This is a genomic window from Leuconostoc sp. JNUCC 76 (assembly GCF_053667755.1).
The window spans coordinates 580,277-598,355 of the sequence record NZ_CM132206.1 but is presented as its reverse complement, the minus strand read 5'-3'; the positions used below and the strand labels follow the sequence as shown (position 1 = coordinate 598,355).

The window sequence follows — 18,079 nt, the reverse complement described above, 5'->3', positions numbered from 1 at the left end:
ATAATTTGTCAAAAAAAATAAACCTCAAATGAGGTTTATTTTTTTTGAGATTATTCCCACTCAACAGTTGCAGGTGGCTTAGCCGTAATATCATACACCACGCGGTTAATATGACCAACTTCATTGACAATACGAGCTGATATTTTTTGCAATAATTCCCATGGCACACGTGCAAAATCAGCTGTCATACCATCGACAGAAGTAATGGCACGGATTGCTATCGTGTAATCGTAAGTACGGTAATCACCCATGACACCAACTGAACGGACACCAGTCAATACCGTAAAGTATTGCCATATGTCTCCTTCTAGACCAGCTTTGGCGATTTCATCACGCAAAATCCAATCAGAGTCACGTACGATTTCTAACTTATCTTCAGTGATGTCTCCTAGAATACGAATCCCTAATCCGGGCCCAGGGAATGGTTGACGCCAGACCATTTCGTGTGGCATATTCAACTTTTCACCTAATTCACGAACCTCATCCTTAAATAATGTGTTAAGTGGCTCAATTAGCTGGAATTGCATATCCTCTGGTAAGCCACCAACGTTATGATGTGACTTGATAGTTTGTGCCGTATCGGTACCAGATTCAATCACATCAGTATATAGCGTACCCTGTGCTAAGAATTCAATACCATTTAACTTTTTAGCCTCATCATTGAAAACTTGAATAAACTCATTTCCAATAATCTTTCGCTTTTGTTCAGGATCTGAAACACCGGCCAATTTATCCAAAAAACGTTCCTGGGCATCAACTTTAATGATGTTTAATCCAAACTTACCACCTAACATTGTCATCACCTGATCTGCTTCGTTTTTACGGAGCAAGCCATGATCCACAAATATAGATGTCAATTGGTCACCAATCGCGCGGTGCAACAAAACACCAACAACGGATGAATCAACACCACCTGATAGTCCAAGCAACACCTTTTTGTCGCCTACAATTTCGCGAATTTTTTGAATTTGTTCATCAATAAATCCACTCATGTCCCAGTTAGATTCTGCTTCAGCAATATTTTTAACAAAATTGGTTAAAATTTGCTTACCATTTTCTGACAAGGTCGTTTCTGCGTGGAACTGAACTCCATACAAGCGACGCTCTTCGTTAGCAATGGCAGCGATTGGTGTTTTATCTGAACCACCAATCACTTTAAATCCTTCAGGTAATTCAATGACATTATCTGAATGGCTCATCAAAACAGTTTGTGATACTGGTGTATCAGCTAATAATCGCCCAGCAGACTCTGTTTGTTGTAGGATAGTTTGTCCAAATTCGCCATTACCTGGATTAGCTTCAACTTTACCGCCTAATTCTTGTGCCATTAGTTGCATACCATAGCATACACCTAAAACTGGAATATCTAAATTGAATATTTCGCTATCAATGGTAAACGCATTTTCCTCATAAACCGACTTAGGGCCTCCAGACAAGATGATGGCCTTTGGATTATAGGACTTGATTTCTTCGGCAGTCATATTACGTGACTTAAGTTCTGAAAATACACCCATTTCACGTATACGTCGTGTGATTAATTGATTATATTGGCTTCCATAGTCTAAAACTAAGACTTTATCAAGTTTGTCAACCATTGCTTATCCTTTCGCGTAGTTAGGCGCTTGTTTTGTAATTTCAACATCGTGTGGATGTGATTCACGCAAACCGTTATCTGTTATTTGAACAATCTTAGCATTTAATTTTAGGCTTTCAATTGTTTGTGACCCCGTGTACCCCATTCCAGCACGTAAGCCACCGTCAGTTTGGAAGATTGCATCATCAATTGACATATCTCCCTCTTTAAACGAACCGTCAGATTCCAGTACTGATCCTTTTAACAGGTCTGATACCATTGTTGCATCTGCTCCTGCTGCAATAGCTTTAACAATGTCACCCGAATAATGAATACCCCCAACAGCAATAACTGATTTGTTGTCATATGCAGCTGCCACATCTGCAATATTCATTGTGATCGTTAAGAATGGGTATGTAATGTCGTTTGGTAGTGATGATTCAACGGAACGTCCTGCAAGTATTGTATCTGCTCCTGCTTCATATAAAGCAGCAGCAATGCTTTGATCTTCAACGACACCAACAGCGATGAACAAATCCGGATATGCTTGTCGTATTTGCTTAATAAGATCACGCGTATTCTTAGCTAGCTCTTCATGCAAATAAAAGAATATAGCATCCGCTCCTGCATTAACCAATGCAGCAACACGAGTTTCTGCACCGTCCACTAACCATACTTCAGCTGCTACACGTAAACGATTCTGTGAATCAACTAAAGCATTAGGATATTTTTCAGTATCAACGAATGTCTCCTTAACTTGTTGCAAACTAACTACTTGTTTTGACAAGTCTTCTTGTTCAGCAACAACGCCTAAGCCACCATTCAAAGCGGTTGGCGCAACACGTGTATCTGTTTCCGGACCAAAAGCCTCTGAAACAAGCGGAATATTTAATTCAAAATTTTCTGACAATTGTGTACGCAAGGTAACACTATATGGTAAAACGTTTGAGGCTCCTGGTACTAACAAAACTTGATCGTAGCCAAGACCTATGAACTCTGTATTTTCAGGCATGATTTTCTCCAAAGATGATTGAACTATTATTTGCAATGATAATTAGAATTGGGCAGCAACAATAGGCTTTTGCTTATCCGTCGTTGCTTCGAAATCAAATACTTCGCTGTCACGTGCAATATGCTCATGATTAACTAAGTCATCAATCGTCGTTTCTCCTAATTGTGCCATTTTTTTATGAATATCTACTAACATCGCATTTAAAATGGTTGTCAAATCGCCTTTGTATGTAACACGAGCTTCAATACCTTCTGGTACCATCTTTTTAGCTTCGTTCACTTCACCTTGGAAGTAACGATCTTTTGATCCATTTTCCATGGCAGCAATTGAACCCATGCCTCGATATGTTTTGTACTTTTGACCATTGTCCTCAAACACTTCGCCGGGTGTTTCTTCCGTCCCAGAAAACATTGATCCAAGCATGACCGCATTTCCACCAGCTGATATTGCTTTAACAATATCTAATGGCGTTTTAACACCGCCATCAGCAATAATCTTCTTGCCACGTGCAGCCGCTTCAAGGGCGGCATCACGAATAGCAGAAACTTGTGGTACACCAATACCAGCAACCACACGTGTGGTGCAAATTGATCCAGGGCCAATTCCAATTTTAACAACATCAGCTCCCGCATCGTATAATGCAGCTGCACCTTCTCGAGTTGCAATATTACCAGCAATAATATTTAAATTAGGGAAAGTCGACCTCACTTCAGATACCTTGCGGAGAACGCCCTCAGAATGTCCATGTGCAGAATCCAGCACAATTGCATCAGCTCCAGATTCAACCATGGCCTGCACACGATCTACAGTGTCATTCGTTACACCCACGGCACCAGCAACAAGCAGATGTCCTTCAGCATCAATAGCCGCATTAGGAAAGTCTGCTGAGTCAAACGTTGCCGTTTTAACCTTGCGAACTTCATCAGCCTGTGCACTAATTGTCATATTTTTATGGATGACACCAAGACCACCTAACTTAGCTAAAGCTGTAGCAAAGCGTGCTTCTGTCACTGTATCCATCGCAGCTGAGAGTAATGGAATATTAAGCTTCAAAGTAGGTGTTAAGGTTGTGGTCACCGAAACAGATTCAGGTGTCACAGTTGACTGTAAATCATCAACTAACTTGACGTCTTCAAATGTTAATCCCATTGGGACAAACTTGTTTGTTGAACTAAACTTCTGCATAAGATCCTCCAAAATAAACATGCATTCTACCTTGGTCGTATAAACAAATAAGCAATTGGACCCATCCCCAATAGGTATTGCAATTTGTTTTTAAAACGAACTTTACCGGCAGTTTATATAATTTAATAAGGCCTTTTTGTTAACACAATTGTTAACGGATCCGCCATCATCTTTAAACACAAAAAAAGCATCTGGGACACAGAGATCCACAAATGCTTTTGAATCGTCAAAAACATTTGCGGATAGTCACGACTTTTGGGGCGTGGTAGAAACTGTTGGCCGTTTTCCAACGATATATCTGCAAATAACTTCTTTAGTTGTTGTTATCATATTACCCGCTTTTATGAGAAAAAGCAACCGTTAGTTAGGCAGGAAAAGCCCATCTGACTCGACTTAAAATTTTCCTAGAAATATGTAATTTCCAACTAATTAAACACTCAATAATTTATAAAAAAACACCTGATTTTTTTCATTTACAATCAGATGCTCTTTTCTTCATATGTTTATTTATCAATATTTTTTTTGCTATCTTGCTTGTAGTCATTAATCGTATCTTTAACGGCTTCCTCTGCTGCATCCTTGATATCAGTTACAGCATCCTTTGCCTTACCGAAAATGTTTTGGGTTTTACCTTGTAATTCACGTTGTTTGTCACCAGTAACTTTCCCCTCAACTTCCTTTGCTTTTCCAGCAATCTTGTCCTTGGCATTATCAAATTTTTCTTCAACTGTCATCGTACATATTCTCCTTGAGGTTTATTCAATGTTACAAATTAATCATAACGTAGTACATAATGTTTGTAAATTATTTTGATTCTAATAATAGGACCATTTACCTCAAAAAGTGCAAAACAAAAAAGCCACCCGGGGGTGAGCAGCTTTCGCAAAAGTTCAAGTTTTCTCATTGAAGATCAACTAAACTATACTATTAATTATAAGTTTTCTAAAAGTAGGTTACAAGCCAAAACGGTAGTCAATAAAACAGAGATTGTTCAAAAGAAAAAGCACCTACTATGGCGCTTAAACAATGCAATGCTGACAAACAGATAAATGAAGTTGTAAGTTACAATTATCTAATCATGGAAGAAATGTGTAGTAACTGTCAGTAATCACAATAATGAAATGAGCTTATTTAAAGTAACTCATGAGTTAATTGTACCACATAAATGTAATGATTACTATTTATTCAAAAAAATAAAATAAAAAGCACATAACCCTCTTGATGGATTAGTGCTCGTACTATAACTAGTCTCTTGGTTTGATACATTAAATCACTTAATTGAACCGGCGAAAGATGGCAAAAAGTTCGGTGAAATCGTTTCAACGCGTACATTCAATCCAGGTTTTGGTGCGGCAATATACTGATTATTACCAATATAAATAGCCACATGGTATGAAGCGCCTGGTGTACCCCAAAATAATAAGTCACCTGGCTGAGCTTGAGAAACCGATTTCTTTTGAGTGTACATTTCTTGTTCAACGGACGAGTGTGGTAGTGAAATGCCAGCAGCATTTTTGAAAACATAACTCACTAATCCAGAGCAATCAAACCCAGTTGAAGGTGATCCTCCACCCCAAACGTAAGGAATATTTTGTGCTACCAATTGTTGCGCTAGCGCAATAATTGCGGCAGAATTTTCAGACGTAGATTGTGTTGTATTAGAACTTACTATTTGACTGACAGACCCAGTAGAAAGATTGACTAAATTACTATTACTCGTCGTAGTCGAAGATAGCTGATTATACTGTTGTCCAGCACTCGACTCGGAACTTGAAACAGCAGCTGCACCGTAAGAACTATTGATGTTGTCTGAATCATCTGTTGAAGTTGAATCTGCAGAACCCGTATAAGTTGTAGCGTCACTCGCAGCACTTGACGCAATTGGCTCACTACTTTGCAAACTAGTATTGACTGATGTGTTTTGCGTTTCTGATGCTACATCTGCCGTGCTAGACGTTGTTGAAGAAGTACCCTCCGTCGCTGAACTTGTTTCTTCATCTAATCCGCTCGAGACTGCCGAACTCCCTGAACTTGATGGCGCTGATTCTCCACTTGACGAAGTCGAAGGTACTGAGCTTTCAGCTGCTGAACTTGAGGCCAATGAATCTTGACTGGAAGCACTAGAAGTGACGGAAGATTCAGTTGATTCTGCGCTACCGGCTGCTGATACCTCTGAAACAGGTGCGTTAGCAGGAGTTTGCAACGATTCGGCGTACGAATCAGTACTTGTATTAATATCTGTTGGTGATTGATCAGCCACTGTCGTTTGTGTATCAGCGCCAACACTATTTGGCAAGTTTAAGGTTTGCCCTACTGATATCAAATCGGAATTATTATTCTCACTCACAAGATCATCGACATTCAAATTATGATTATGAGCAATTGACCAAAGAGAATCTCCAGCCTTTACTTTATACGATGTTAATTTAGTGGTGGCTTTTTGGGTAATTTTTTTCTCAGCTGGTGTCTCAATATGAGCTACTTTATCTTTTGGTATTGTTAAACTCTTTTGAGTGAGGTTAACCGTTTTGTTATCAATTAGTCCAGCAGCTTCGGCAACAGAATTAACAGCCTTGTTGACAGCGCTTTTAACATCATCAGCATGGGCGATACCCGAGCCAACGCCTACTAAACCTAATAAACTCAGTCCTGAAGCTACTACTTTTTTATCCAGTCGTTCCATATTTCCCTACCTTTCCACTCTAAACACCACAATCAGTGTTATTTTTTGCTCTCAATGTTTAAATTTTTCTTAATATTTTAATTCTATCATGAAATTGTTAAAAAAACATAAGGAATGCACTATTGTTACTAACTTGAAATTTTATTTCTACAAAAAAAACAGGGTGAATAAAATTTCCTGTTTTTAATCGTTTGTAATAAAATTATTGGTCACTTTTTAAGACACCACCAACCGCATAATGGTCTTTTGGCATTTCGCGTAAAATAACGTGAACGGCCTCTCGTGATGCACCTGCGTCTTCAACAATAACGTTGGTAATGTCTTTCACCATTTTGGCAAGTTGTTCGTGAGTACGACCTTCAAGCAATTCGACTTGTACTATTGGCATAAATATTCTCCTTCTATTTCCTATATTTTACTTTTTATCATCTAAATTTTCAAGTTGCTCTTCTAGCCGTTGTTCAGCTTCAATCTGCGCCTCAACGGTTTCAACTTTTGGAACAGCGACCGCCCGCTTCATCTGCAGCTGACGGTCAGCATCAAGAAACTCCCCTGAAACACTAACCGTATTCATTAAATTAATAAACGCTTTTGGATCAGCACGATGGACAACCTCTTGCATTTCAAATAACTCGTAACGGGAAAGAACCATCATTAATGTTGTCGAATCACGTTTTGTATAGGCGCCTTTCGATGGCAAAATGGTAATTCCTCGAATTAGGTCTTTGTGCAACTCTGCAACGACTTCATCACCTTTGGAGGTTACAATCATTGCCGTCAACTTCTGATAACCAGTATATAGCGTATCAACAACACGACCGGTTGCATAAATACCAATGATTGTGAATAAGGCATTTTGCCAGCCTATAAATGAACCAGCAATAACAACAACGCCGAAATTAATCACGTTCATCAGCGCACCAATCGATTTTCCGGTTCGCTTTTGAACAACCATCGCGACAATATCCATACCACCTGTTGAAAAACCATATCTCATGGCTAGTCCGATCGAAGCACCAATTAATAAGCCACCAAATAATGCTGCTAACAACGGATTTGTGGTTAAAGCTTGTGTCGGCGCAATAATTTGGACAGCAGATACGAATAGTGAATTAGCAAAGCTCAATATTGTAAATTTGCCACCAATCATTTTCCAACCAACAATTCCAACTGGGATATTGAATATCATAATAAATGTTCCAGTAGGCATGCTAACGTGGAAAAAGTTTTGGGAGAACAAAGATAATAGCTGCGCAATACCGTTAAATCCACCTGAAAAAACATTATTGGGAATTAAAAAAGCGTTTAATCCAACTACTTGTACAGCTGAACTAGCAAAAAAGATGAGTATCGTAAGCAGTACTTTTCGCCAGTTAATTTTAATATTTTTCATCGCCCAACACTCCACAAAATTCAAATTACATCATCTTTTATCATAACAAAAAAAGTCACGAATATGTTCGTAACTTTTTGTTTTGCTCAATTATATTAACCTTTACGCGTTTTACATTTTTTCTAAACGATCAATACGTTCTTCAATCGGTGGATGCGTATCAAACAAACGCTCCTTGTTCTTCAAAGGATTACTAATATACAATGCAGCTGATGAAGAATCCACATCTTTCATTGGCTGTGCGTTACCTAATTTTCGTAATGCTGAAATTAATCCTTGTGGATTTCTCGTTAACTCCGCACTACCAGCATCGGCAAGATATTCACGATTACGTGAAATCGCCATTTGAATTGCTGCTGCAGCCAACGGTGCTAAAACCATCATTAAAATCGAAAATACTAACAACAGTATTTGTAAACCACCACCACCATTACGATCATCATTTCGTCGTCTGTCACCACTGCCCCAAAACCACCAATTACCACCAATATTAGTTAATAGTGTGATAGCAGCAGCTAATGCTAAAGCAATAGTTGAAATTCGAATGTCATAATTGCGCACATGACTCATTTCGTGAGCGATAACACCCTCTAACTCACTTCGGTTCATAATCTTCAGTAGCCCAGTGGTGGCAGCAACTGCCGAATGCTCAGGATTATTTCCGGTAGCAAAAGCATTAGGACTATCATCATCAATAATAAATACCCGTGGCATTGGTACTTGAGCAACCATCGCCATGTCCTCAACTGTGTGCCAAAGTTCTGGATAATGGTCAGCATTTTTGATTTCATGGCCATGGTTCATCGCCATGACTACATTAGTTGAATTACTAACCATAATAATCGTGTAAATAGCACCAATAACTATGGCCGCAACTACGCCAGTTTCTAAGGAATTAAGCAATAGGTAACCCACTGCAGCTCCAACTAAGGCTACCAAAATAAAAAATACAAATAATAATACAATGGTGCGCCGTTTATTTGATTGTATTTGTTGGTACAACATTAGAACTTAACCGTAGGGACTTCTTTCTCAGCTTCTGGGACTTGCAAAAATTCACTAGGTTCAAAATGATGAATTCCCGCAACAATATTACTTGGAAATTGTTGTAACTTCGTATTATAAAGTGCTGTTGTTGAATTAAACAACTGACGTGAATAGGCAATCTTGTTTTCAGTGTTTGTTAGTTCTTCTTGCAACTTTGTAAAGTTTGTATTAGCTTTCAAATCAGGATACGCTTCAGCACGAGCAAAGAATCCAGATAAAACGCCAGTCAATTGGTTTGAAGCAACCATTTTATCAGCCGGCGTTGCGGCACGTTCTACCTCTTGACGGAGTTTCGTTACTTCTTCTAACGTACCGCTTTCATGCTTAGCGTAGCCCTTAACAGTTTCCACTAAATTTGGAATCAAATCATTACGACGCTTTAATTGAACGTCAATCTGGCTCCAAGATTCTTTTGTTTGCATGCGTGTTTTTACAAGCGAGTTGTAAATGCTAACCCAAGCAACAGCGATAATTACAACGATTGCAATTATAATCAGTATTGTCATAATGTTTCCTCTTTCTAATCAATGCCAGTTTTGGCTTTAATCCACAAAAACTGCGCGTTTGTCCTTCAGACCAACTTCATTAAACCATTTTTCATACCATTTGGCAAAAAAAGGTAATTGTTGAAACAGTGTATAAATTGTAACGCTTTTATTATTATCAATGATATCATATTGCCAGACCGCGTGCCCTTGTTGGTCACGGTGCTGAATAATCTCTAATGATACAGAGCCTATTTTTAATACAGCCCCATCTTGATCATTTTGTAATAACGTTAAGACAAAGTTTTGCTTTGCCGCTTCAACAAACAAGCTGTCAAGTATTTCAGCTGACAAGTCCTTTTGCTGCATCATCAAATTTTGAGTATCTGTCATATCAAGTCCGACAATATCAATAGCATACTCGTTATCTTTCAGGAGATAGCTAATTGCTGTCAAGCGCTTTTGAAAAATAGTTAGTGCCTCAACACCAGCGATTTGAATGGCTTCTGTTTGCACTAACTTCATAAAATGCACAGTGTCTAAGTAAAAACGTTTATTGATGATATCCCAGTATGCAACGCGTAAATTTTGAGATATTTCTTCTAAATAATAACCTCCTGCAGCTAAAGGTGCCTTGGTAAATTGGAAAGCCGCGTTTGGAAATTCTTCAAAATGGAGCTCAGCCACTTTTTGCATCTTTGGTAAAATGACTTGCGCTTGTGATAGCGAGGTCATTTTAGCTAAATTTGAAAAAGCTACAGTAATCCAATGCGTGTTGGGGTACCAATGTTCACTTGCTACACGCATAATTTCTGATTTATGCACGTCAAAAGCCAATATTTTTTTGGTGATATCTAATATTTCAGCAGTCTGATTGGCTTCAGAAAGTGCTTCAATTAATACTTGCCACCGTTGAAACACTTCTAAGTCTTTCTTTAATTGTTGTGAATAGCTATAAGTATCAAAATTCATATCATTTCTTCTGCAATAGTGTTTTCAAGTAGTCAACATAAAGGTGATCTACTTTTTGAATGAAAGCGTCGATGTCATCAAAATGTGACAATATTTCTTCGATTTCGAGGTGACGTAAAGCGTCATCTTTTTCCAATTGAAGCATTTCGGATTCATGTTCAGCCAACTTAGCTTTTACTTCAGGAACTCTTTGCTGCGAGGCCAACAATAAATCACGTTTATTTTCTAATTCTTCCCGGGCCTTTTTATCAGTACGCCCTAGCAGTCCAGATTTATTTTCTTTTAGTTGAGCTAACTGATCATTTAAAACTTGCACTTCTAAATTCCGTTTAGTTTCATCGTCCAAAAAAGTTTGTAAGCCATTCGTAATTTGTTTTATTTCACGAATCTGAATATCATTGATGTTTGCCCCAGTTGGCAATTTAATTGTTTCTTGCCATTCACCAACTATTTTTTTATTAATTGTTAACGTGAGTGACAAAACATCTAATATTGCAAATTGGCGGTGATCCCACCAAGTACCAATATACACTTTATACATTGATGGTTCATCGCTAGTTGCCACAAAATCAAAAAAATTAAACTGTTGTTTTAAATATTTCAATAATTCAGGTGCTAAGAAAATTGCCAGATTATCATGAATGTCAGTAACCATTTGGGCGAGTAAGGCATTAGAATCTGCATGAGGACGTTGGCGAATTTGCTCGTTAAATTTTTTGGAGTCGAGTAATTCATATACTTGGGGCACCTGTTGGTTCATTACAGCAGACTGTAATTGTCCGAGGTACATAATTTTACTATCGAGCCGATTGATTAATTCTGGCTGCAACACAGTTTGAGAATCTGTCATTGTTTTGCCTCCGCTAAAAGCTTAATTTAAAACCTAATTTTAGCATACCTTATATAATCCTTAAAAAGTACTATCTTAAGAATTTTTTATTGTCTTTATAGGTGTTATTTATCATCAAAAAAACGATGAAAAATCATCGCTTCGGTTGCAATATTTTAGGAATATAACGCATTCTTCGACCTAATAACTCATCTCCTAAGCCCATTCGCAAATACATTATGATTAACAAAGCGCCACCAATCAAGACCGCACTAAACGTTGTCACAGTAACAGAGAACTTTGTATCCATTGGGAAAATAAAATTACCCATAGCAAAGACGATAATATAGGCAACAATAGCCATTAGGGCTGAAGCCATAAACATCTGCCATAGTTCTTTACCAATCATACTAAATGAAACACCATAAACCTTTTGCAAAAAGTCTAACATATAGAGAATTGAAATGAACATGCCAATCACGCTCGTCATCAAAGCACCCATACCTTCAAAATAGCGTATCAATGGAATCTGCAAAACAATTTTAATGATAATGCCAACAAAAAATGCTTTCATAACAATTTTAACTTCTGAAAGAGCTTGTAATACAAACGCAAGCAACATGAACAAACTAAATACCAATGCCAGGATTGTTGAGTATTGAAGCATGTAAATACCTTCTTGGTTTGAGGCCTCGATTGGATAGAACATTTTATACAAAGGCTCTGCAATTGCATACATTCCCAAAGCACTAGGCAACATAATCAAAGAGAACAACTTCAACACTTGCTTTAATTGATCTTGAATCGTTTCATAAGTTAACGCAGCTTTACTACCGGATAACATTGGTAACGCCGTCGCCGCTATACTAGTTGAAAATGGCACAATAATCATTATGAGCTTATTAGGATTAGCACTAAAGAGTGAAAATTTTTCCAGCAAATCCGATTTGGAAACGGAAAAAAAATGATTCATTATGCTAAAGAATGAGTACTGATCGACAGCTTGAAATAGTGTGATAGCAGAGCCAATAATGATGAATGGCCATGATTCTTTCAAAATATTTAGTACTAAGCTGAGTGTTCTAGCTTTTTCGTGTTTTACAGAGTGAAGCACTGGTCGGGATAATATATGACGATACTTTACCCATCCCCACATTAATACCAACATACTAAAAATTGCACCAATAAATGCTGCAAAAGTTGATTGCACAACTACACCAGTCCAATTATCTGGATCAGCTTTTAACACAATAATTGCCATTACTAGCATGTAAGCAACTCGAGCAATTTGTTCTATAACCTGTGACATGGCTGATATGCTCATTAACTGATGCCCTTGAAATAAGCCACGGATCATTGACATTAAAGGAAAAATAGCTACCGCTGGTGCCAAGGAATGAAGTACTGGAATAACATCAGCATTATTATTGGATAAGGCGGGAGCAGCAAAGTACAAAATCAAACCAAACACTATGCCTAGTACAATACCCAAAGCCATAGATTGCCTTGTTAACTGTCTTGATCGGTAGACATCATTTTTAGCTGCCAATTCCGCAACTACTTTTGAAATAGCTGCAGGAATACCAAATGTAGCTATCGCTAAAAAGATTGCATAGATAGTGTATCCTTGGTTAAATAAGCCGTTTGCTCTTGTACCGTAGCTACCAAGCATGGCCATCCACGGAATTAAGTATACAACACCTAATATACGCGAAACCATGTTTCCAACGGACAACCACGCTGAACCTTTAATTAATGTTGCTTGATTGCTTTCTTGTGCCGTTGGTTGTTTCTCAAGAGAACTCTCAACAGTAGATAGTTGTTCTGGAACCTGCAAATTAGGTTTCTTTTTTATAATTTTTTGTCGTGCACGAATATTTTTCTCTTTAATGGCCAAAATTTCTTGTTCTGTTGGCTGAGGCACATTAGCATGGCTACGTGACTTTCGTGTCGCTTTTGGTCCCATATTACGTTTTTCTTGTAGGTGCCGTCCTGCCAATGCTAGAATTTCATCAGCCGTTAACGTTTTACCGTCAACATCTGTTTTATCAACGCGAGTATTACCGTTGAATTTTCCTGGACGTTGATCATTCGTCATGTTTGAGACCTCATTTTTAATTATGTACCCCGCTAAAGCGGGATTATTGCTTTTATTCAACTAGCAAATAAAGTATAAATTTGTTAACTCGATATCTTAACCTACCACAATATTAACAAACTTACCAGGAATAGCAATTATTTTGCGAATTTCCTTACCAGAAATAAAGTTCTGGACATTTTCATCAGCCTTAGCATAGTCGAGCATAGCATCTTTATCAATGTTACGGGCAACAGTGGCTTTACCACGTACTTTACCGTTCACTTGGAAAATAATTTCCACACTATCTTCAACAAGCTGGCTTTCGTCATAAGTTGGCCAGGAAACGTAACTAATATCATCTTCATGTCCAAGTTTTGACCATAGTTCTTCAGCTAAGTGTGGTGCAATTGGCGCCAACATTTGAACAAAACCATCCATATACTGGACTGGTAAAGTTTCTGATTTATATGCTTCATTAACAAAAACCATTAATTGAGAAATAGCTGTGTTAAATCGCATATTCTCTAAATCTTCCGAAACCTTTTTAACAGTTTGATTATAGATCTTATCCAAGTCACCATTGTTCACGGTTGTCACATGATCACGAAGTTTGTTATCATCATCAATCAGTAAACGCCATACGCGATCTAACCAACGACGTGAGCCGGCAACACCATCTTCAGACCATGGCTTACTTTGCGTTAACGGTCCCATAAACATTTCGTATACACGTAACGTATCTGCACCATAGTTATTAACAATTTCATCAGGGTTAACAACATTTCCCTTAGATTTAGACATTTTCTCGTGGTTTTCACCTAAAATCATACCTTGGTTAACTAACTTATGGAATGGCTCTTTAGTTGGTACTACGCCTAAGTCATACAAGAACTTGTGCCAGAAACGAGCATACAATAGGTGTAGCACAGCATGCTCTGCACCACCTACGTACAAATCAACGTTCATCCAATACTTTAACTTTTCAGGATCAGCCAATACCTCTGAATTATGCGGATCAACATAACGTAGGAAATACCATGATGAGCCTGCCCACTGTGGCATTGTATTAGTCTCACGACGCCCCTTAACACCATCTTCACGAGTAACATTTAACCAATCAGTAGCATTAGCTAATGGTGACTCTCCCGTTCCAGAAGGTTTTAATTGTTCTTGTGTCATTTCTGGTAGGCGCAATGGCAATTCTGATTCAGGAACAAGAGTTTGTGTACCGTCTTCCCAATGAATAACTGGAATAGGTTCCCCCCAATAACGTTGACGTGAAAAGATCCAATCACGCAAACGATAATTAATTTGCTTATGACCTGCATTATGCTCTTCCAACCAATTGATGGCCTTGTCGATGGCTTCTTGCTTATTTAAACCATCTAAGAAACCCGAATTAATATGCGTACCATCGTCAGTGTAAGCTGCATCTTCAACATCTCCACCTTCAATAACAGCTTTAATTGGCAAATTGAACTTCTTAGCAAATTCCCAATCACGATCATCGTGTGCCGGAACAGCCATAATCGCACCAGTACCATAAGAAGACAAAACATAATCTGCAATCCAAATTGGTAACTTTTCACCGTTAATTGGGTTGGTAGCATAAGCCCCAGTAAAGGCTCCGGTCTTATCTTTGTTCAAATCGGTACGTTCTAAATCAGATTTAGTTTCTACTTCTTTTTTATAGTTAGTGATGGCCTCTTTTTGCTCTGGCGTAGTGATTTCATCTACCAGTTCATGTTCTGGTGATAGAACCATATACTGAGCACCAAACAGCGTATCCGGACGTGTGGTATAAACTTCAATTTGTTTGTCTGAATCTGCAATATTGAAGAATACAGAAGCACCAATTGACTTCCCAATCCAGTGACGTTGTTGTTCCTTAATAGCTTCTGGCCAATCTAAATCTTCCAAGTCTTCAAGCAAACGATCGGCATACGCTGTGATACGCAATACCCACTGCTTCATTGGCTTGCGGTAAACTGGATAACCACCACGCTCTGTCTTACCATCGATGACTTCTTCGTTTGCAACAACAATACCACCGCCTGGGAAATCCGGAGCCCAGTTAACCATGATTTCATCTTCATAAGCTAAGCCCTTTTCATACAATTTTTCGAATATCCATTGTGACCATTTATAATATTCTGGATCGGTTGTATTAATTTCACGAGACCAATCGATTGAAAAGCCAAGCGACTTAATTTGATTTTTAAATACTTGAACATTCTTATTAGTAAACCCGGCTGGATTATTGCCTGTTTTAATCGCATATTGTTCCGCAGGCAATCCAAATGCATCCCACCCCATCGGATGCAACACATTAAATCCCTTAGCACGCTTATAACGACTCATAATATCAGTAGCCGTATAACCTTCAGGATGTCCTACGTGCAGGCCTTGCCCAGAAGGATATGGGAACATATCCATAACGTAGTATTTTTCTTTTTCTGATTTATCAGGTGCTTTAAATGTTTCGTTTTCATCCCAATATTTTTGCCATTTAGCTTCAATGGATTTGTGATTGTATACCATATATTTTTCCCTTTTGTATTTATTCTCTTTAACAGAGTTTGGCGTTACGTTTGAAATAAAAAAACCCCACATCACACCAAAAAGGCATGACACAGGACGAAATGTAAGTTTCGCGGTACCACCCATGTTCACGTATTGCTACGTCTCATTATATCTTAACGCGACAAAACGTTACGAACTACTTAATTTCACCCGCAATTTAATCAACTGAGTTCCGAATTTTGTTTGGTAAGTTTCCAGCGCCACTTACTCTCTGATACCCCGCCATACGTAATAGTGTTGAACAATAATGCTATTATTATAACACAAATTGTCATAATCAGGTATAATTGAATGCATGACTATTCAACAAAAGAAACAAAAATTAAGCACGCTATTAGCGACCATACTCTTTGGTATAATGACGTTTGGCATTCTGATGAGTCCCAACTGGTTTCGCCAATTTGATATATTTTTCCAACAGTTAATCCAACATCGTGGTACCTTTACTACTTTATTTTTCACTCATATTACACAGGCTGGCAATATGACTGCAATTATTGTAGTATCAGTAATTGTTAGTATTTTTCTAATCTATAAACATTGTTATCGCGAACTTTTATTTTTGTCCGTTAATATCGTGTTATCAGCTGGAATCATTACACAATTGCTTAAACACGTGATTACTCGTGTCAGACCACAACCACAACTTATTCAAGAAAGTGGCTACAGCTTTCCTTCTGGTCATTCTATGGCCGCAATTTTATTATATGGCTCATTAATTATTTTCATCAATTATCACCTAAAAAAAAGTTTATTCAAAACTGCCAGTGTACTTGTTCTAACAGGTTTAATTGTCATTATTCCAATCAGCAGAGTGTATGTTAACGTGCATTATCCAAGTGATGTTATTGCTGGTTTATCACTTGGCTACGTGTTACTTTTTATTTCGAAGTATTTTATTTTTGATCTTAAATCAACTACAGGAGTTCTTCATGATTCTCACAAGTAATACTTTCACACATCAATTAATTGAACAAACAGTCAGAATCAACGATATAGTTCTTGATGGCACAACAGCAAATGGTATCAATACCAGATTTTTAGCTACAAGAGTTGGAAATGCTGGAAAAGTGCTTAGCTATGCGACGACCAAGGACAATGCTAATGCTGCCGCTGCTTCGCTTTTCATGAGTGGTTTGTCAGATCGTGTAACCCTACTGGGAAAAACATTAGATGACCAATTCATCAATGAACTTGGTTCACAAAACCAAATTAGTGTCGCCATTTTCGATTATTCTGATGATGCTAAAAATATTAATGATCGACCAGCTGATTACCTAGCACAAATTTCATACGTCTTACCGCGGTTAACCCATGGGGGGTTACTCATTGTTAAATTTGAGCAAGTACCTGAAGCATGGCTTGAATATAAAAATAATCTACTTGAGGCCGACTACTCACAAGCTAGTTACATTACAAGATTCGTCCAAACGGATGTTATTGAAAGGATTTAATGATGAAAAAATTTTTGCCGCATATTGTTATGGGAATCATATTAATCATTAGCATTGTTGGCATTTTACTGATGACACAACAAAAAACACCGAGTACTAAAAAAGATCCTAAACTAGATAAAGTTGCCCTCCCTCAACTAACAACTAAAATTGCTAAAAACGAGAGTAAGCTCATCATGAAGACAACTTATGGTGATATCACCATAAAACTCTTTAATAAATACACACCACTAGCTGTTGAAAATTTCATTACTCATGCCAAAGATGGTTACTATAACAACACATCATTTCATCGTGTTATTAATAATTTTATGATCCAAGGCGGTGATCCAACAGGTACAGGTAGTGGTGGGCAATCAATTTGGAAAGGCAAAGACACGAGCATCGATAGTGGTAACGGATTTAAAAACGAAATTAGTACCTCACTGTACAATATCCGTGGCGCTGTTTCAATGGCAAATGCAGGTACGGACACTAATACTAGTCAGTTCTTCATTGTCCAAAACCCAGAAGATGTTTCAAGTGGCGTCAACCCCAATATTTACCCAACCAAAATTCTCAATGCTTATAAAAAAGGCGGTTATCCTAGTTTGGATGGTAATTACACTGTATTTGGCCAAGTAATTGATGGCATGGCAGTAGTAGATAAAATAGCTAGTGCTAAAGTTAGCGCCACTTCAAGTGGTGAAAAATCAAAGCCCGCTAATCCAGTAAAGATTACAAGTATTGAAATTATAAAAGAAGCACAATAAAAAAGGTAGCATACGCTACCTTTTTTTTGAG

16 protein-coding genes and 1 riboswitch are annotated in these 18,079 nt (G+C 38.0%); of the genes, 3 read left to right on the top strand and 13 right to left on the bottom strand.

Features of this window, described 5'->3' with window-relative positions:
- Nucleotides 1–50 precede the first annotated feature (50 nt).
- The 13 genes from guaA to leuS all read right to left on the bottom strand — a co-directional run bounded on the left by guaA (nt 51) and on the right by leuS (nt 15,800).
- Complete coding sequence (gene guaA, locus JNUCC76_RS03145; RefSeq protein WP_454155733.1) at nt 51–1,595, bottom strand: glutamine-hydrolyzing GMP synthase; 1,545 nt, start codon at nt 1,593–1,595, stop codon at nt 51–53.
- 3 nt (nt 1,596–1,598) lie between these two features.
- A complete protein-coding gene (locus tag JNUCC76_RS03140) occupies nt 1,599–2,585 on the bottom strand; it encodes an IMP dehydrogenase (protein WP_454155731.1) in 987 nt (328 codons plus the stop codon).
- Nucleotides 2,586–2,627: 42 nt separating this feature from the next.
- A complete protein-coding gene (gene guaB, locus JNUCC76_RS03135; RefSeq protein WP_454155729.1) occupies nt 2,628–3,770 on the bottom strand; it encodes an IMP dehydrogenase in 1,143 nt (380 codons plus the stop codon).
- A gap of 223 nt (nt 3,771–3,993) precedes the next feature.
- Nucleotides 3,994–4,090, bottom strand: a riboswitch (purine riboswitch).
- 183 nt (nt 4,091–4,273) lie between these two features.
- Nucleotides 4,274–4,504: a CsbD family protein gene (locus JNUCC76_RS03130; RefSeq protein ID WP_072613310.1), complete on the bottom strand. Its 231-nt coding sequence runs from the start codon at nt 4,502–4,504 to the stop codon at nt 4,274–4,276.
- Nucleotides 4,505–5,040: 536 nt separating this feature from the next.
- Nucleotides 5,041–6,453, bottom strand: coding sequence for a C40 family peptidase (locus JNUCC76_RS03125; protein WP_454155727.1), 1,413 nt, complete (start codon nt 6,451–6,453; stop codon nt 5,041–5,043).
- A 202-nt stretch (nt 6,454–6,655) separates the two neighbouring features.
- A complete protein-coding gene (gene thmT, locus JNUCC76_RS03120; RefSeq protein WP_004164395.1) occupies nt 6,656–6,841 on the bottom strand; it encodes a 2-hydroxymuconate tautomerase in 186 nt (61 codons plus the stop codon).
- A gap of 27 nt (nt 6,842–6,868) precedes the next feature.
- Nucleotides 6,869–7,846 (bottom strand): YitT family protein, encoded by a 978-nt coding sequence (locus JNUCC76_RS03115; protein ID WP_454155726.1) that lies wholly within the window; start codon nt 7,844–7,846, stop codon nt 6,869–6,871.
- Nucleotides 7,847–7,957: 111 nt separating this feature from the next.
- Nucleotides 7,958–8,851 (bottom strand): zinc metalloprotease HtpX, encoded by an 894-nt coding sequence (htpX, locus tag JNUCC76_RS03110; protein WP_454155724.1) that lies wholly within the window; start codon nt 8,849–8,851, stop codon nt 7,958–7,960.
- The gene (locus JNUCC76_RS03105; protein ID WP_011679449.1) at nt 8,851–9,399 is read right to left on the bottom strand and encodes a LemA family protein; all 549 of its coding nucleotides are present in this window, start codon (nt 9,397–9,399) and stop codon (nt 8,851–8,853) included. The genes htpX and JNUCC76_RS03105 overlap by 1 nt, the downstream gene beginning before the upstream one ends.
- Nucleotides 9,400–9,435: 36 nt before the next feature.
- On the bottom strand, nt 9,436–10,350 hold the full coding sequence (locus tag JNUCC76_RS03100) for a hypothetical protein (RefSeq protein WP_454155722.1): 915 nt from the start codon (nt 10,348–10,350) through the stop codon (nt 9,436–9,438).
- A gap of 1 nt (nt 10,351) precedes the next feature.
- Entirely contained in the window at nt 10,352–11,200 is an 849-nt protein-coding gene (locus JNUCC76_RS03095) for a hydrolase (RefSeq protein ID WP_454155720.1), read from the bottom strand.
- Between the two features lie 133 nt (nt 11,201–11,333).
- A complete protein-coding gene (locus JNUCC76_RS03090; RefSeq protein ID WP_454155719.1) occupies nt 11,334–13,277 on the bottom strand; it encodes a putative polysaccharide biosynthesis protein in 1,944 nt (647 codons plus the stop codon).
- 96 nt (nt 13,278–13,373) lie between these two features.
- Entirely contained in the window at nt 13,374–15,800 is a 2,427-nt protein-coding gene (leuS, locus tag JNUCC76_RS03085; protein ID WP_454155717.1) for a leucine--tRNA ligase, read from the bottom strand.
- Nucleotides 15,801–16,137: 337 nt separating this feature from the next.
- On the opposite strand from leuS, the gene JNUCC76_RS03080 reads away from it, so the two are divergent.
- From JNUCC76_RS03080 to JNUCC76_RS03070, 3 genes are read left to right on the top strand one after another with little or no spacing between them, the layout of a single operon-like run.
- Complete coding sequence (locus tag JNUCC76_RS03080; protein ID WP_454155715.1) at nt 16,138–16,791, top strand: phosphatase PAP2 family protein; 654 nt, start codon at nt 16,138–16,140, stop codon at nt 16,789–16,791.
- On the top strand, nt 16,775–17,296 hold the full coding sequence (locus JNUCC76_RS03075; protein ID WP_454155713.1) for an SAM-dependent methyltransferase: 522 nt from the start codon (nt 16,775–16,777) through the stop codon (nt 17,294–17,296). The genes JNUCC76_RS03080 and JNUCC76_RS03075 overlap by 17 nt, the downstream gene beginning before the upstream one ends.
- Entirely contained in the window at nt 17,296–18,048 is a 753-nt protein-coding gene (locus JNUCC76_RS03070) for a peptidylprolyl isomerase (protein ID WP_454155712.1), read from the top strand. The genes JNUCC76_RS03075 and JNUCC76_RS03070 overlap by 1 nt, the downstream gene beginning before the upstream one ends.
- Nucleotides 18,049–18,079 lie beyond the last annotated feature (31 nt).

Excerpts from the sequence above, each read along its gene's own strand:
- guaA (WP_454155733.1), bottom strand. The coding sequence starts at position 1,595 with ATGGTTGACAAACTTGATAAAGTCTTAGTTTTAGACTATGGAAGCCAA.
- JNUCC76_RS03140 (WP_454155731.1), bottom strand. The coding sequence starts at position 2,585 with ATGCCTGAAAATACAGAGTTCATAGGTCTTGGCTACGATCAAGTTTTG.
- guaB (WP_454155729.1), bottom strand. The coding sequence starts at position 3,770 with ATGCAGAAGTTTAGTTCAACAAACAAGTTTGTCCCAATGGGATTAACA.
- JNUCC76_RS03130 (WP_072613310.1), bottom strand. The coding sequence starts at position 4,504 with ATGACAGTTGAAGAAAAATTTGATAATGCCAAGGACAAGATTGCTGGA.
- JNUCC76_RS03125 (WP_454155727.1), bottom strand. The coding sequence starts at position 6,453 with ATGGAACGACTGGATAAAAAAGTAGTAGCTTCAGGACTGAGTTTATTA.
- thmT (WP_004164395.1), bottom strand. The coding sequence starts at position 6,841 with ATGCCAATAGTACAAGTCGAATTGCTTGAAGGTCGTACTCACGAACAA.
- JNUCC76_RS03115 (WP_454155726.1), bottom strand. The coding sequence starts at position 7,846 with ATGAAAAATATTAAAATTAACTGGCGAAAAGTACTGCTTACGATACTC.
- htpX (WP_454155724.1), bottom strand. The coding sequence starts at position 8,851 with ATGTTGTACCAACAAATACAATCAAATAAACGGCGCACCATTGTATTA.
- JNUCC76_RS03105 (WP_011679449.1), bottom strand. The coding sequence starts at position 9,399 with ATGACAATACTGATTATAATTGCAATCGTTGTAATTATCGCTGTTGCT.
- JNUCC76_RS03100 (WP_454155722.1), bottom strand. The coding sequence starts at position 10,350 with ATGAATTTTGATACTTATAGCTATTCACAACAATTAAAGAAAGACTTA.
- JNUCC76_RS03095 (WP_454155720.1), bottom strand. The coding sequence starts at position 11,200 with ATGACAGATTCTCAAACTGTGTTGCAGCCAGAATTAATCAATCGGCTC.
- JNUCC76_RS03090 (WP_454155719.1), bottom strand. The coding sequence starts at position 13,277 with ATGACGAATGATCAACGTCCAGGAAAATTCAACGGTAATACTCGCGTT.
- leuS (WP_454155717.1), bottom strand. The coding sequence starts at position 15,800 with ATGGTATACAATCACAAATCCATTGAAGCTAAATGGCAAAAATATTGG.
- JNUCC76_RS03080 (WP_454155715.1), top strand. The coding sequence starts at position 16,138 with ATGACTATTCAACAAAAGAAACAAAAATTAAGCACGCTATTAGCGACC.
- JNUCC76_RS03075 (WP_454155713.1), top strand. The coding sequence starts at position 16,775 with ATGATTCTCACAAGTAATACTTTCACACATCAATTAATTGAACAAACA.
- JNUCC76_RS03070 (WP_454155712.1), top strand. The coding sequence starts at position 17,296 with ATGATGAAAAAATTTTTGCCGCATATTGTTATGGGAATCATATTAATC.